Origin of the sequence: Nocardia vinacea NBRC 16497, assembly GCF_000308835.1 — a bacterium.
GTDB classification, from domain to species: domain Bacteria; phylum Actinomycetota; class Actinomycetes; order Mycobacteriales; family Mycobacteriaceae; genus Nocardia; species Nocardia vinacea.
On sequence record NZ_BAGN01000398.1, the window covers coordinates 22,907 to 35,906 of the forward strand.

The following is a 13,000-nucleotide window of genomic DNA, read 5'->3' on the forward strand; positions in this document are numbered from 1 at the left end:
TCCTATTCGGTTTCTTCGGTCGACTTCGCCGTAGGACCGAGCCGCACCACACCGGCGTCGAGATCGATCTCGACGCGCGGTCGATGCACCTGACCGTCGCTGTCCTCACTGCCCTCATCGGCCAGCTTCTGCCCGGGGAACAGTTCACCCATAACGCCCATAGTTCGACGATAGTCCCCGTAGTGAGGGATATCGCCAGGTCCGCCTCCTCCGGGTTCACCGGAACGGGCGGTACTCACGGTGCGGCCGAGATCGCGCTCGAGTAGCCGTCACGCTTCAAAAGTCGTCGATAGACGTGGATCGATCGGCAATTCGCGAATCCGACGCAGTTCCTCGAGAACCAGATGGACGGCGGCACGTGGCGGTGCGCCGCGGCGAATTACGGCGGTGATGGTGCGGGTGACGGGATTGGCGAGTTCCCGGGTCGCGACGCGATAGCGCGGATCGACCGCCAAGCCGGGGAGCAGAGCGATCGAAAGTCCGGCTTCGACGTGCTGCAACGTCATCAGGTAATTGCTGAACCTGCACACCACCCGCGGTTCGAATCCGGATTCGCGGCACAGCCGGGTGGCCAGATTCGCCATATACGACTTCGGCATATCGAAGGCCCACGACTCGTCGGCGTAGGTGGCGAGGTCGGCGGGCCCGCGGGCGGCGCGCTCCGGTGGCAGGACGAGCACGATCGGATCGGTCGCCAACGGCACGATATCCACATCCGAGCCGAGCGGATGTTCGACGAAATCGGTTGTGGTGATGATGATGTCGGCGTCACCGACGCGCAGTGCGGGCATACTCTCGTGCGGTTCCAGCTCGATCAGTTCGACATCGAGATGCCGATACGTCCGGGCGAGGCGCGTCACCGCGGGCACACACAGCGAATGGATGGCGCTCTGGAATGCGCCGAGCCGGACCGACCCGACCGGTTCCTCGCCGAGGCTGCGCAGCTCTGCCTCGACGCTGTCCATCTGATCGAGGATGCCTCTGGCGCGGCGCGCCAGCATCAGCCCGGCGGGGGTGAGCCGTACCCGTCGGCCGGTGCGTTCCAGCAGCTGGGTGCGGGTTTCGGCCTCCAGCACCGCGAGCTGCTGGGACACGCTGGACGCGCTGAGGTGGGCCGCCTGCGCGACCGCGCGGACAGTGCCGAGCGAGTCGAGCTGGCTGAGCAGGCGCAGTCGCCAAGGGTTCAGCATGGGTCCATTGTTGTGCGGCTCAGCCGAACAGCACAGCCGGAAATGTGAGATGGACCCGATGCTCGGACGGCCCTTACCGTCGAAAATATGGCCGCTCCAACCACCGCAGCACTGTCCACCGACGACTTCTGGGCCGACGCCGATCGGCACCTCATCCGCTATGCGGGCGCAGGCGAATTCACCCGCGAAATCATCACTCGCGCCGCAGGCAGCTTTGTGTATACCGAAAGTGGCAGGGAGATACTGGATTTCACCTCCGGCCAGATGAGCGCCATCCTCGGACACGCACATCCGGATATCGTCGCGACGGTACGACGCCAGGTCGGTGAGCTCGACCATCTGTTCAGCGGCATGCTGAGTCGTCCGGTCGTCGACCTCGCCCGGCGACTGGCCGAGACTCTGCCCGAACCACTGGAGAAGGCTCTGCTGCTGACCACCGGCGCGGAGTCGAATGAGGCCGCGATCCGAATGGCCAAACTGGTCACCGGAAAACACGAGATCGTCTCGTTCGCGCGCTCCTGGCACGGGATGACACAGGCGGCGGCGAGTGCCACCTACAGCGCGGGGCGCAAGGGCTACGGTCCCGCCGCACCAGGGAATTTCGCCATCCCCGTGCCGAATTCGTATCGTCCCGATTTCACCACGGCCGCTGGTGAGCTCGACTGGCGGCGGCAACTCGACTTCGCGTTCGACCTGATCGACGCTCAGTCAGTGGGCAGCCTCGCGGCCTGCCTGGTGGAGCCGATTCTCAGTTCCGGTGGCGTCATCGAACCGCCGCCCGGCTACTTCGCCGCGCTGCGTGACAAGTGTCGCGAGCGTGGCATGTTGCTGATCCTGGACGAGGCGCAAACCGGTCTGTGCCGCACCGGATCCTGGTACGCATTCGAGCGCGACGGCGTCGTCCCGGACATGCTGACCCTGTCCAAGACGCTCGGCGCGGGGCTGCCGCTCGCGGCCGTGATCACCAGTGCCGAAATCGAGCAGCGGGCACACGATCGCGGGTTCCTGTTCTTCACCACCCACGTCTCCGATCCGCTGGTCGCGGCGGTCGGCAATACCGTGCTGGATGTCCTCGTTCGCGACCGTCTCGACGAGCGTGCGGCGGAACTCGGCGCGTTCCTCCGCCGAGGCCTGGAGCGAATCGGCCAGCGGCACAGCGTAGTCGGCGATATCAGAGGCCGCGGCCTGCTCGTCGGATTGGAACTCGTCCTCGACCGCGAAACCAAACAGGGCTCGGACGAACTCGGCGCACTCGTCACGCGGCGCTGTTTGGAGCTGGGCCTGCACATGAATATCGTGCAGCTCCCGGGAATGGGCGGCGCCTTCCGCATCGCCCCGCCCCTGACCGCCGCCGAAGACGAACTGACCCTCGGCCTTTCCATCCTCGATCAAGCCATCGGCGAGGTCACCAGTGGCTGAGGATCAATTGCCGTTGACGCCGGTGTTGATCCGAACCACGACCTTGTCATCGGTGACGTCCTGCACCGTCGCACTGAACCCGTTGGTGGCTTGGGTCTGCCCGACCGGAATATCGAGCTGCTGACCGGCCACCTTCAACGTGACCGTATTGCCCTGCACCGCAACGAGTTCCGCTTCGATGCCGAGCACACTGGCCTTCGCATTCACGCCACGCGTGAAGGTGACCGTACAACCGCTGACCTGGCACTCGGACTTATACCCGGCCCCTTCGGACGTGCACGCCGCCCCGGCAAGCGGCGTGAGCAGGGCGAAAGCGGACAATGCGAGCATCCGTGGCACAGACATGCGGGCCAGTGTAGAAGCAATGACCGTCAGTGACCTGTGATGGGAGTGGTCGCTCAATTCGGGTCGCCCACCACCAGCCGTACCGAGCCCGGCGACCGGCCCCACCACTTGGCTTGGTGTGGCCGATCGCCGACATCACACGGGTCGTTTTCGCCTGGTCAGCGGCTGAGCATCTGCATGTGCCTAGCCTGCTGCCGGAGATGGTTCAGCTGCATGTCCGCCTGATTGGCCCGGTCCTCCGCCCGCGCCGCCAGATCCTCGGCCCGCTGCGCCAACTGGGTGGCCTCATCGGCCTGGCCTTGCGCACCGGCCGCCCGCTGCTGCAACTGATTGGCCTCCCCCTGAGCTTGCTGCGCCAGACTTTCGGCCTGCTGCGCCTGGCTCTGTGCCCGATCCGCCTCGCTCTGGGCCTGCTGCGCCTGATGTGTGGCCTGCTGCGCCTGATGACGAGCCTGCTGCGACTGCTGAACCGCCTGGATCGCGCTCTGGTGCGCGATCTGTGCCTGATTGTTCACCTGCCGCGCCTGCCCCTGCACCTGACGTGCCAGGGCCGCAGCCTGGCTCGCGGCTTGGCGGGCGTTCTGTGCGTCTATGCGCGCCTCATTGCAGAAGGCCTGGCACTGGATCTGCGCCATTTCCGCATCCCGCCTGGCCACATCAATCTCGTCGCCTGCGTGGATTCCTTCCATCGACCGCTTGTCAGTAGCTACATCCTGGGCTGCCATATTCGAGCTCCCTTCCAGAAAGTGTGGGTGTTGCTGGGAAGAACTCGCATACCAACGGGTCTCATCTTGGCCGAAGCCGAGGAGTACCGCAGCAACTTCGAAGCAATCGATAGACGAAGCGAACACCCGAGGCTCGACGCCCTCGACACGGCGCAGATCTAAGTGCCCGCCATCTCGGTGACCGGGGTCGGCTGGTTGAACAGCCTGTTCCAGTAGACCAATGGCATTCGATTGCTGACGTAGGTCGAATGCACTCGGCCGGTCAGGATGCTGTGGTCGCCGCCATCGACGACATTCACCAGTTCGCAGGCCAGGCGCGCGGCGGCGTCGGAAAGGCCCGGGAGGCCGAGTTCGCAGGGGCGCATATCACCGGCGGCGAAGCGGTCTACGCCGGATTTCGCGAAGCGTAGTGCGACGTCGGATTGGTCGGCGGCCAGGACATTGATGAGGAACAGCTGTGCCGAGACGAAGGTTGCGTGGGTGCTTGCCGATTTGTCCAGGCAGATCAGTGCCATGGGTGGGTCGAGGGACAGCGAGCTGAACGAGCTGCCGGTGAAGCCTGCGGGGCCGGATGGCCCGATCGTCGTCGCGACGGCGACCGGACTCGGGATCCGGGACATGGTGGCGAGAAAATCGGCTCGATCGATGGTCATGGCTCGACCCCTCGCTATCGGCGCATTTTCAGTGGACCGCCCAGCAGATACTGGCCGACCATTTCGAAATTCGTCGGCGACAGCGTCATATGCTTCACCGCCGCGTGCACATCCCGGAATGCGCGCTCGAGCCGGCTGCTGGTGTAGAGCGAACCGGTGCCCGCCATGGCATGTGCGATATCGACCGCGGCCACGGCCTGCTCCCCCACGGTCGAGCTGGTCAGCCGCACGAGCGCGCTGAGTGCGTCGCCACCGGTTTCGCCGAACGCCGTAACTTGTTGTGCCGCATCGTCGAGCAGTAGCCGGGAGGAATGCACGAGCATCTCCACTCGGCCCAGTTTTTCCTGCGCGGTATGGCTGGCCGCGAGAGTGCTCGTACCGCCCGCGGGTGTCTTTTCGATCGCGACCTTCTTGATCGAGTCGAGGGCATCCTGGGCAATGCCGACCGCGGTCGAGGCGGTGGTGAACGGTCCGAAGTCGTAGTAGCCCACCGGATATGCGGGGGTGGCACGCGACGATGGCGGACGCAGCAGTTCGGCCTGATCGACGGTGAAATCATCGGGTACGAAGACATCTGCGACGCGGTAGTTATTGCTGCCGGTGCCGCGCAATCCGGTGGTATGCCAGGTATCGCTGAATTCGGCGTCGGCGCTCGGCACGAAGACCATGCGCATTTCCGGGCCGGTCTCCCGCTTTACCGGGGCACCGCCTTCGGTGACGAATGCCGCGCAGACCAGCCACTCGGCATGCGTACCCGCGCTGGCGAACCCCCATTCGCCGCTGAGCCGGAAGCCGCCGGACACCCGCTCGGCACGGCCACTCGGATTGATACCGCCGACTACCAATTCGGTGTTCTCGCCGAACAGCTTGCGCGCGGTCGGCTCGGGGAGATAGTCCGACAATCGGCCGATGGCCCCCTGCACACCGACCTGCCAGGCGATCGATGCGTCGATCTGCGCCAGCGCCCGCAGCACCAGCGATCCGGTGGCCAGGTCGAGCTGTTCGCCGCCGAATTCCCGGCCGACCCACATGCGATGCAGGCCCTGATCACGGATCGCATCGATGACGGCGCGCGGCGTGACGCGGTCCCGTTCGGCGGCTACACGATATTCCTCGATAACGGGCGCGATTTTCGCGATCCGCGATAGCCATTCCCGTGCCTGCGCCGACCGCGGTGGTTGCAGAATGGCGCGCGGCAGTGGATCGGAAATGGGGTGCGGCTGGGTTTCGACGGTCACGGTACTGGCTCCTTCAAGAATGGGTACGAACTCGACGGTAGAAACTCACGCGCCGAATCGGGAGATGCGGCGCGGATGATCGGTCGAAAGTGGTATTCGGTTCGCGGCGTTTCTATTTCGCATTCACGGCACTTTTATCCGAGCCTCGGCGCGCCGCGCCTGCTCGGTGCGCAGCGCGGCGTTGAGCTCGAGCTGCGGCGCCAGATCATCGCCGCTGTTATCGAAAAAAGCGACGCTGGCGGCCAAACCCTCGAAGCGGTCGTAGAACTTGCGGGCGACCTCCGCCGGCGTCCCGACAATGCCGAGAATGTCCAGCGTCGCGTCGTCGATCACGGCGGGCAGATCCTCGTGCCGACCCGCACCGGCCACCCGGAGCAGTTCGGCATGCAGATCCCCGAGCCCGCAGGACTCCAGCGCGACCTGGTAGCCGGGCACCGTCGCGTAGAACGCGATGCTCGCCCGTGCCGCATCCGCAGCCTTGCCGAAGGACACCTCATCGGTTCCGGTCACGACAATCGGCGTGAGGTGGATATCGAAGCCGTCCAATGTCTTTCCGGCTTTCGCCCGACTGTCGGCAAGAATCGGCCGCACCACATTCCGCAGATATTCCGGGGTGGTCAGGACGTGTCCGAGGAATCCGTCGGCGACCTCACCGGCCACCTCGATCAACCGCGGCCCGACACCGGCGAGCAGAATCGGCGGTGGCCCATAGGGATTCGGGCCCGGATCGAAGAACGGGTTGAGCACCGTGTGCCGATAGAACTCGCCGCGGAAGCGCAACCGCTCGCCGGTGCCGAAGCAGTGCCAAATCTGGCGCACCGCAAGGACATATTCGCGCATCCGGGCGGCGGGCGCGGACCACGGCATGCTGAACCGGCGGGTTATGTGGTTCTGCTTCTGGGTGCCGAGGCCGAGGGTGAACCGGCCCTTCGCGACCAATTGCAGATCATTGGCAATCATGGCGGTGGACATGGGATTGCGGGCGAAGGCGACCGCCAGTCCGGTGGCCAGCCGCACCCGCTCGGTCCGGGCGGCCGCCAGCGCCAGGCCGACGAATGGATCGTGATTCGTCTCGGCGGTCCAGATGGAATCGAATCCGCCCTGCTCCAGTTCCCCGGCGGCGTCGCCGAGCACCTCCGGGGACATCGAGGTGGTGTGGAAGTCGAACCTCATGGGGATACCTCCGTATCGGGTCTCTGCGACGATGCAAACATTTCGCGGACCATGCCGACGATCCCCCGAAAGATGTATTTGATCGCTGTTTGAATCGCATTGGATCCCATTGCGGAAGAGTCGAATCATGTACAACTACGTCATTACCGCGCCGGGCCAGGGAGTTCAGCAGCCGGGCATGCTCGATGCCTGGCTGACGGCCGTTCCGCAGGCGCATACGCGACTCACCGAATGGTCCGATATCGTCGGCTTCGATATGGTGTCGGCCAGCCGTGACGAAGTAATGCTCGGCGATACCGCGATCGCGCAACCATTGATCGTTGCCGCCGCACTACTGTCCTTCGAGCTATTGCGCGATCGGATCGATCCGGACGACGTCCTGTTCGCCGGACATTCCGTCGGCGAATTGGCCGCTGCCGCGGGCGCCGGATATTTCAGCGCGGCAACGGCGATCACGCTGGCCGGTGTGCGCGGCGCGGCCATGTCGGCGGCGTGCGCGGTGACCGAGACCGGTATGGCGGCGGTCATGCCGACCAAGCGCGACGGCGCGTCGGATGCGGCCATCGTCGCCGCGGTCGGCGCGGCCGGACTGACCGTCGCGAATCGGAACGGCAGCCACCAATTCGTCGCGGCCGGAGCAAAAGACCGCATCGATGCCTTCATCGAAGCGCGACCGCATGGACTGCGGATCGTGCCGCTCACCGTCGCAGGCGCATTCCATACCGATGCGATGGCCACGGCGACACCGAGTTTCGCAAAGGCGGCAGCCGAAGCCGCTTTCCTGGAACCGGTCTCGGCGATGGTCGGCAATGGTGACGGCGTGCTCATAACAGGTCCGGATGACTTGCGACGGCGACTGATCGCCCAGATCACCGCACCCGTCCGCTGGGATCTGTGCGCGCAGACCATCGCCGCACTCGCCGCCCCGGACGCACCGCACCTCGAACTCGCACCGGCGGGGCCGCTCACGCGACTCCTCGAACGCGAGCGCCCGGAGGCTCGCGCGCTGGCGATTCGCACTCCGGAAGATATCGACCCCACCGCCGAGGCCGCATAGCGCAGTGTGTCCGGGCCCCACCGAGGGCCCGGACACACCAATGCTTCTGTGGCTCAGGCGAGTTGCGCAATCGCCTTCGCATGACTGAGCACCTTGACGCCCTCACAGGTCACGGTGAAATCCACCCGCACCCGTCGTTGGGGCAGCTGCGCCGCGACCACCGCGGCCACCACGATCCGCGCTCCGGCATCGTCATCGGGCACGAATACCGCGTCGCGGCACCGGACGCTGGTCTCCAGTACCGCGCACGGATCGCCGAGCCAGTCGGTGAGCACGCGGTTGGCCAACGCCATGGTCAGCGCGCCCTGCATGATGACCTGCGGCAAACCACCCAGTCGCGCATACCGGTCGCTCCAGTGGATCGGATTGAAGTCACCGGACGCGCCCGCATAGCGGACCAGATCCGCACGAGTGACCGCAATCTCCCGTGGACCGATCTCGAAGCCGACCGGGATGTCATCGAACGATGGCACTGCGGTGGGCCGGCGATCGGACAATGGATCGAAAAGCCAAGTGCTGGCTACCAATGCCATCTCAGGCCACCTCCGCGACTACCGGCGTTTCGGCTCGCTGCACGAACGACGACGTGGCCACACACACCAATTCGTCATCGGTGGAACGAATTTCGGTGCGGAAGGCGAAGACGCCGTGCCCGCCCAGATCGTCGATCCGGGTAATCGTCTGGGCCAGGGTCAGTGCGTCACCGGCGTGGACCGGTCGTAGATGGGTGAAGTCGAGGTCGCGGTGCATCAGCCGGGCCCGCGCCAGCCCGAACTCCGGATCGGACATGGCCCGGTCGTCGGCCATCAGGGTCAAGGTGACCAGGAAGGTCGGAGGTGCGACAAGATCCGGATGGCCGAGCGCGCGTGCCGCAGCCACATCGTGATAGGCCGGATTGTCGTCGCCGAGCGCCGAGGCGAATTCGCGAATCTTCTCGCGACTCACCTCGTATGCCCGGGTCACCGGGTAGACCCGGCCCCTGAAATCGGTATTCACTGCGGAATCCTTTCGGTCTGAATGGGTCAGTGCCCCATCGCCATACCGCCGCCGACGGCGAGTACGGCTCCGGTGATGTAGGACGCTTCGGCGCTGGCCAGGAACCGCACCGGCGGCGCCACCTCGGCGGCGGTACCGGTACGGCCGAGCGGAGTGTTGTTGAGCACCCGCTCCCGAACCGCGGTCGGAATATCCGCGGTGAGGTCGGTATCGATCAGACCGGGCGCGACCACATTCGAAGTGATATTGCGCCGCCCCAATTCCCATGCCAGCGAACGGGCCAGGCCGACGAGAGCCGACTTGGACGCGGCGTAATTACTCGCCCCGCCACTACCCCAGAATGCGGTGGTCGAACTGACGAAAATCAGCCTGCCCCAACGCGCCCGGATCATATCCGGCACGGCGGCCCTGGCGGCCCGCACCGCACCCATGAAATTCGTATCCATCACATCGGTGAAGTCGGCGTCATCCAGGGTCGCGAAGAGATTGTCGCGGGAGAAACCGGCATTGGCGACCAGAACCTGCACAGCACCCTGCTGCGCCTTGATCTCCTCGAAGGCCCGGCCCACCGATGCGGCATCGGTGACATCGCATTGCACACCGAACAATCCGGGCGGCGGTGTGCCGGTGCGATAGGTGACCGCCACCTTGTCACCCGCCTCGGCGAAGGCGGTCGCAATGGCCAGGCCGATGCCCCGGTTTCCCCCGGTGACCAGCACGGATCTACTCATCGCACACCTCCGGTGACGGGTGAGAGCAGTTGCCGCAGCTGGGTGGCCGCGGATTCGGTGTCGGTGAAACGCACGGCCCGCCAGCCCGCGGCCTCGGCTCCCGCGCAATTGCGCTGAAGGTCGTCGACCAGCACGCATTCGGATGGATGGACACCCGCGCGCCGAGCCGCGAGCGTGAACATCTCCTCGGTCGGTTTGCGGTGGCCCACCTCGAAGGACAACAGCACCTGGTCGAAGAGCACGTCGACGTCGACCATCCTGCGCCAGTGCGCATCCCAGGCCGGGACCATATTCGACAGCAGACTCACGCCGATGCCGCGCCGGCGCAGTGCGCGCAACTCCGCGACCCAGGCGGTATTGGTCTCGCGGCCGTCGAACCAGGTGTCGGCGAGGGTGGTCAGGCGCAGCGCACCACCGAGTTCGTCGGAGATCTGCCGCAGCCAGTCCCGCTCGCTGGTCAGCGGGGTGTCCAGCGGTTCCATCGCGTCGTCGGTGCCGTAGCGAGCGGCGACCGCGGACATGGCCGCCAGCAATGCCTTTCGGTCCAGGCCGTGGTTCGCGCAGAACGTCGCGAGGGTATCGGCGACCGGTGGGGTGAGGACGCCGCCGAAGTCGGTCCACACCACCCGCACCGGCGTCATCGCAGCCCGCCGAGCACGAGCGCGACCTCGACGGTCGCGATGGATTCCCCGTCCTGTTCGACCGTCACCGGCACGACGAGTTCACCGTCGGACGGCACCGGCTTCGGAGTACGGACGGTGACGACCGCGTCCAGCTCGGCGAAGCGGCTGAACGTGCCGGTCAGCCCGGTGACCTGCCAATCACGCAGTGCCACACCGGAACCGTCGTCCACACCGGTCAATGCGAGCTGGCGGGCGGCCTCGGTCAGGATCTGCATGGTCAGGTGGTCGTAGGAGTGGTCGAACAGCGCGCGATTGGACCAGCGCGGCGCCACCCGCGCGACCAGTTCGTCCCGACCGCGCCGCAGATCGGCGAGCACCACATTGCGCGGGTTGCGCCGGCCGACCAGCCCCGACGGCACCGCGGCCGGATCCGGCATATCGACCAGGTCGGCCGTCCACGGCGCGGGGGTTCCGCGCTGGGCGGTGCGCAACGCATCGAGTTCGTTCTTGGTCAGGATCTGGCCGGTGGTGCGATGGCTGGCGACCAGCCGTCCGTCCCGGAAGATCGCCTGCTCACAGACGCCCGCGCGGAGTCGGCCGCGCCGCACCCGCGTCCAGATGAATACACAATCCAGCAATAGCTCGACCGGTTCCGCACCGATGCGCAGCGCGCCCGGATCGATGATCCGCAGATCGAAATCCTCCGAGATCATCGCGGCGCCGTTCGGCACGCCCGATTCGTGCGCACCCGCCAGGGACGCCTGCCGCCCTACCTCCATCACCAGCAGCGGATCGACCACCGGCAGGTGCTGGGTGTGATCACCGAAATAGCTGTGGTCGACGGGCAATTGGCTTGCCGCGACGACCCGCTGTTCGTCCGGTGCGCGCACGTCGGTGAGGAATACCTCGGCGACCGCCGCCCGGTGTACTCGATGCCGGTCGATCGTGCGGTCGAACGACAACTCGGTATCGAGCCGCCATTCCGATGTGACGTCCACTTCCATCGCGTCCCCCTCTCTCCAGGGCTGCTTATAGCTACCGACCACATAATCGGCGGTCGAAATAAAACCGGTCCGGACCGCGAGATCAAAGAAGCGTCAAGGCGATATCCAAATTCGGTGCGCGAATATCACTTTCGACCGATCATTCGCCCCGCGCCTTCCCAATTCGGTGGCCGAGTTTCTACCGTCGAGTTCGTACCGATCCGCGAAGGAGCAAATGCCATGACCATCGAAACCCAGCCGCACGCCATTTCCGATCTGCTGCCGCAGATGCGCCGGATCATCACCGAGGAACTCGAGCTGAATCCCGGCGAACTCACCGATACCGGTGCGTTCGTGGACGATTACGATGCCGATTCGCTGTCGCTGATCACCATCGTGTCCCGGTTCGAGAAGGAACTGAAGGTCGCGATCCCGCGCACCCAACTGCCCAAGCTGACGACACTGGACGCGGTGGCAGCGCTCGTGCAGCGCATCCTGGACGGGGAGACCATCGATGCCTGAATCCCAGCGCCGGGTGGTGATCACCGGCCTCGGCGTGGTGAGCCCCATCGGCACCGGCATCGCGGCGTTCGGCGCCGCGATCCGGGCCGGCGTGGTCGGCACTCGCGAGATCACCAGCTTCGATGTCTCCGGATTCCCGTATGTGCAGGCCGGCGAGGTCCCCGATTTCGATCCCGCCGCAGGAGTTTCGCGTCTGGATCCGAGTCGGTGGGGGCGCAGCAGCCTGTTCGCCGCGGTGGCGGCTCGCCAGGCCGTCACCGACTCGGGCATCGACCCGGAGTTGCTTTCGCGCTCGGCGGCGGGCTCGATCATGGGCACCACCGGCGGCGAGACGATTCCGCTGCAACAGCTCACCGAACAGTGGTATGCCGACGGCTACAAGAGCCTCGACGGACGACTCGTGCGTCAGGTGCCGCTCGGCCAGATCGCCGCGGCGGTGAATACCGAATTGCGGCTGGACGGTGAGGCCCAGACCGTGCCGACCGCCTGTGGCGCAAGCAATTTCGCGCTCGGTTATGCCTACGATCTGGTGCGCACCGGCGAGGCCGATTTCATCCTGGCCGGTGGCGCCGAATCGGTGAACCGGGCCGCGCACGCCGGTTTCTACAGCATCGGCGCGCTCGCTCCGCAGAACTGCCTGCCCTTCGACAAGGATCGGGCGGGCACGCTCTCGGCGGAGGGTGGTGTCGCGCTGTTCGTCGAGACGCTGGCGTCGGCACAGGCCCGCGGCGCGCGCATCTACGCCGAGGTTTTGGGCTACGGCATGAATTGCGATGCACGACATATGGTCAACCCGGATTCGGACAGCATTGCCGACTGCATCCGGCTGGCCCATCAGGCGGCAGGCGTCGTCCCGGCCGATATCGATTACATCTGCGCGCATGGCACCGGCACCCCGACCAATGACGTCACCGAGGCGACCGCGGTCCGTGCGGTGTTCGGCGACCGCATACCGCCGATGAGCTCGATCAAGTCCATGCTCGGCCATTCCTTCGGCGCCGCAAGCGGATTCGGCGCGGCGGCGTGCTGCCTCGCGCTGTCGGAGGGGTTCCTGCCGCCGACGGCCAACCTGTCCACCCTTGACCCGCGGCTCGGCGCCGGCCTGGACCCGGTGCCGGGTACGGCGCGTCCGGCCACGCCCGCGATCGTCGAGAACCACGGGTTCGCCTTCGGCGGCAATAACGCCGTCGTCATCCTCGGCGCGGTCCGTTGAATCACCGCGTGTCGACAACCTCTTGGAGGCTCGCATGAGCCATCGTTTCCCCGTGGCCGTCACAGGCTGCGGCGTCCTTTCACCGGCGGGCACCGGCCTGGCCGCACTCGCCGACCACCTCGCCGACGGCCG

The 13,000-nt window shown here is 65.9% G+C and carries 16 protein-coding genes; 5 read left to right on the forward strand and 11 right to left on the reverse strand.

What is annotated here, in order from left to right:
• Positions 1-2: 2 nt before the first annotated feature.
• Together ON44_RS50950 and ON44_RS37130 are read right to left on the reverse strand one after the other, a co-directional pair.
• Positions 3-161 (reverse strand): hypothetical protein, encoded by a 159-nt coding sequence (locus ON44_RS50950; protein WP_157187501.1) that lies wholly within the window; start codon positions 159-161, stop codon positions 3-5.
• 108 nt (positions 162-269) lie between these two features.
• A complete protein-coding gene (locus ON44_RS37130; protein WP_040699227.1) occupies positions 270-1,190 on the reverse strand; it encodes a LysR family transcriptional regulator in 921 nt (306 codons plus the stop codon).
• A gap of 87 nt (positions 1,191-1,277) precedes the next feature.
• Here ON44_RS37130 and ON44_RS37135 point away from each other — a divergent pair, with 87 nt between their 5' ends.
• Entirely contained in the window at positions 1,278-2,609 is a 1,332-nt protein-coding gene (locus ON44_RS37135) for an aspartate aminotransferase family protein (protein ID WP_040699229.1), read from the forward strand.
• A 3-nt stretch (positions 2,610-2,612) separates the two neighbouring features.
• On the opposite strand, the gene ON44_RS37140 is transcribed toward ON44_RS37135, so the two are convergent.
• Positions 2,613-2,954, reverse strand: a complete 342-nt coding sequence (locus tag ON44_RS37140) for a hypothetical protein (RefSeq protein WP_040699230.1) — start codon at positions 2,952-2,954, stop codon at positions 2,613-2,615.
• Between the two features lie 179 nt (positions 2,955-3,133).
• Between ON44_RS37140 and ON44_RS50955 the strand changes: the two genes are divergently transcribed.
• A complete protein-coding gene (locus tag ON44_RS50955; protein ID WP_218007731.1) occupies positions 3,134-3,841 on the forward strand; it encodes a hypothetical protein in 708 nt (235 codons plus the stop codon).
• Here ON44_RS50955 and ON44_RS37150 read toward each other — a convergent pair.
• The 3 genes from ON44_RS37150 to ON44_RS37160 form a co-directional block, all read right to left on the reverse strand.
• Positions 3,838-4,332, reverse strand: coding sequence for a flavin reductase family protein (locus ON44_RS37150; protein WP_040699232.1), 495 nt, complete (start codon positions 4,330-4,332; stop codon positions 3,838-3,840). The two genes, ON44_RS50955 and ON44_RS37150, sit on opposite strands and share 4 nt — an antisense overlap.
• Before the next feature lie 14 nt (positions 4,333-4,346).
• Complete coding sequence (locus ON44_RS37155) at positions 4,347-5,570, reverse strand: acyl-CoA dehydrogenase family protein (RefSeq protein ID WP_245567494.1); 1,224 nt, start codon at positions 5,568-5,570, stop codon at positions 4,347-4,349.
• Positions 5,571-5,693: 123 nt separating this feature from the next.
• Positions 5,694-6,743, reverse strand: coding sequence for a TIGR03617 family F420-dependent LLM class oxidoreductase (locus tag ON44_RS37160; protein ID WP_051182872.1), 1,050 nt, complete (start codon positions 6,741-6,743; stop codon positions 5,694-5,696).
• A 127-nt stretch (positions 6,744-6,870) separates the two neighbouring features.
• Here ON44_RS37160 and ON44_RS37165 point away from each other — a divergent pair, with 127 nt between their 5' ends.
• Complete coding sequence (locus tag ON44_RS37165) at positions 6,871-7,800, forward strand: ACP S-malonyltransferase (protein WP_040699233.1); 930 nt, start codon at positions 6,871-6,873, stop codon at positions 7,798-7,800.
• 53 nt (positions 7,801-7,853) lie between these two features.
• Here the strand turns inward: ON44_RS37165 and ON44_RS37170 are convergent, their stop codons facing one another.
• Genes ON44_RS37170 through ON44_RS37190 form a run of 5 tightly spaced genes read right to left on the reverse strand, consistent with a single transcriptional unit; the run spans position 7,854 to position 11,154 of the window.
• A complete protein-coding gene (locus ON44_RS37170) occupies positions 7,854-8,333 on the reverse strand; it encodes a MaoC/PaaZ C-terminal domain-containing protein (RefSeq protein ID WP_051182873.1) in 480 nt (159 codons plus the stop codon).
• A 1-nt stretch (position 8,334) separates the two neighbouring features.
• The gene (locus tag ON44_RS37175) at positions 8,335-8,796 is read right to left on the reverse strand and encodes an FAS1-like dehydratase domain-containing protein (RefSeq protein WP_218007732.1); all 462 of its coding nucleotides are present in this window, start codon (positions 8,794-8,796) and stop codon (positions 8,335-8,337) included.
• Between the two features lie 26 nt (positions 8,797-8,822).
• Positions 8,823-9,527: an SDR family oxidoreductase gene (locus ON44_RS37180; RefSeq protein ID WP_040699234.1), complete on the reverse strand. Its 705-nt coding sequence runs from the start codon at positions 9,525-9,527 to the stop codon at positions 8,823-8,825.
• Positions 9,524-10,168 carry an HAD family hydrolase gene (locus ON44_RS37185; RefSeq protein ID WP_040699238.1) on the reverse strand — a complete coding sequence of 215 codons (645 nt, stop codon included), beginning with the start codon at positions 10,166-10,168 and terminating at the stop codon, positions 9,524-9,526. Before ON44_RS37185 ends, ON44_RS37180 begins: the two co-directional genes overlap by 4 nt.
• A complete protein-coding gene (locus ON44_RS37190; RefSeq protein ID WP_051182874.1) occupies positions 10,165-11,154 on the reverse strand; it encodes an AfsA-related hotdog domain-containing protein in 990 nt (329 codons plus the stop codon). Before ON44_RS37190 ends, ON44_RS37185 begins: the two co-directional genes overlap by 4 nt.
• Before the next feature lie 219 nt (positions 11,155-11,373).
• On the opposite strand from ON44_RS37190, the gene ON44_RS37195 reads away from it, so the two are divergent.
• Together ON44_RS37195 and ON44_RS37200 are read left to right on the forward strand one after the other, a co-directional pair.
• Positions 11,374-11,655: an acyl carrier protein gene (locus tag ON44_RS37195; RefSeq protein WP_040699242.1), complete on the forward strand. Its 282-nt coding sequence runs from the start codon at positions 11,374-11,376 to the stop codon at positions 11,653-11,655.
• Positions 11,648-12,868, forward strand: a complete 1,221-nt coding sequence (locus ON44_RS37200; protein WP_040699243.1) for a beta-ketoacyl-[acyl-carrier-protein] synthase family protein — start codon at positions 11,648-11,650, stop codon at positions 12,866-12,868. The genes ON44_RS37195 and ON44_RS37200 overlap by 8 nt, the downstream gene beginning before the upstream one ends.
• Positions 12,869-13,000 lie beyond the last annotated feature (132 nt).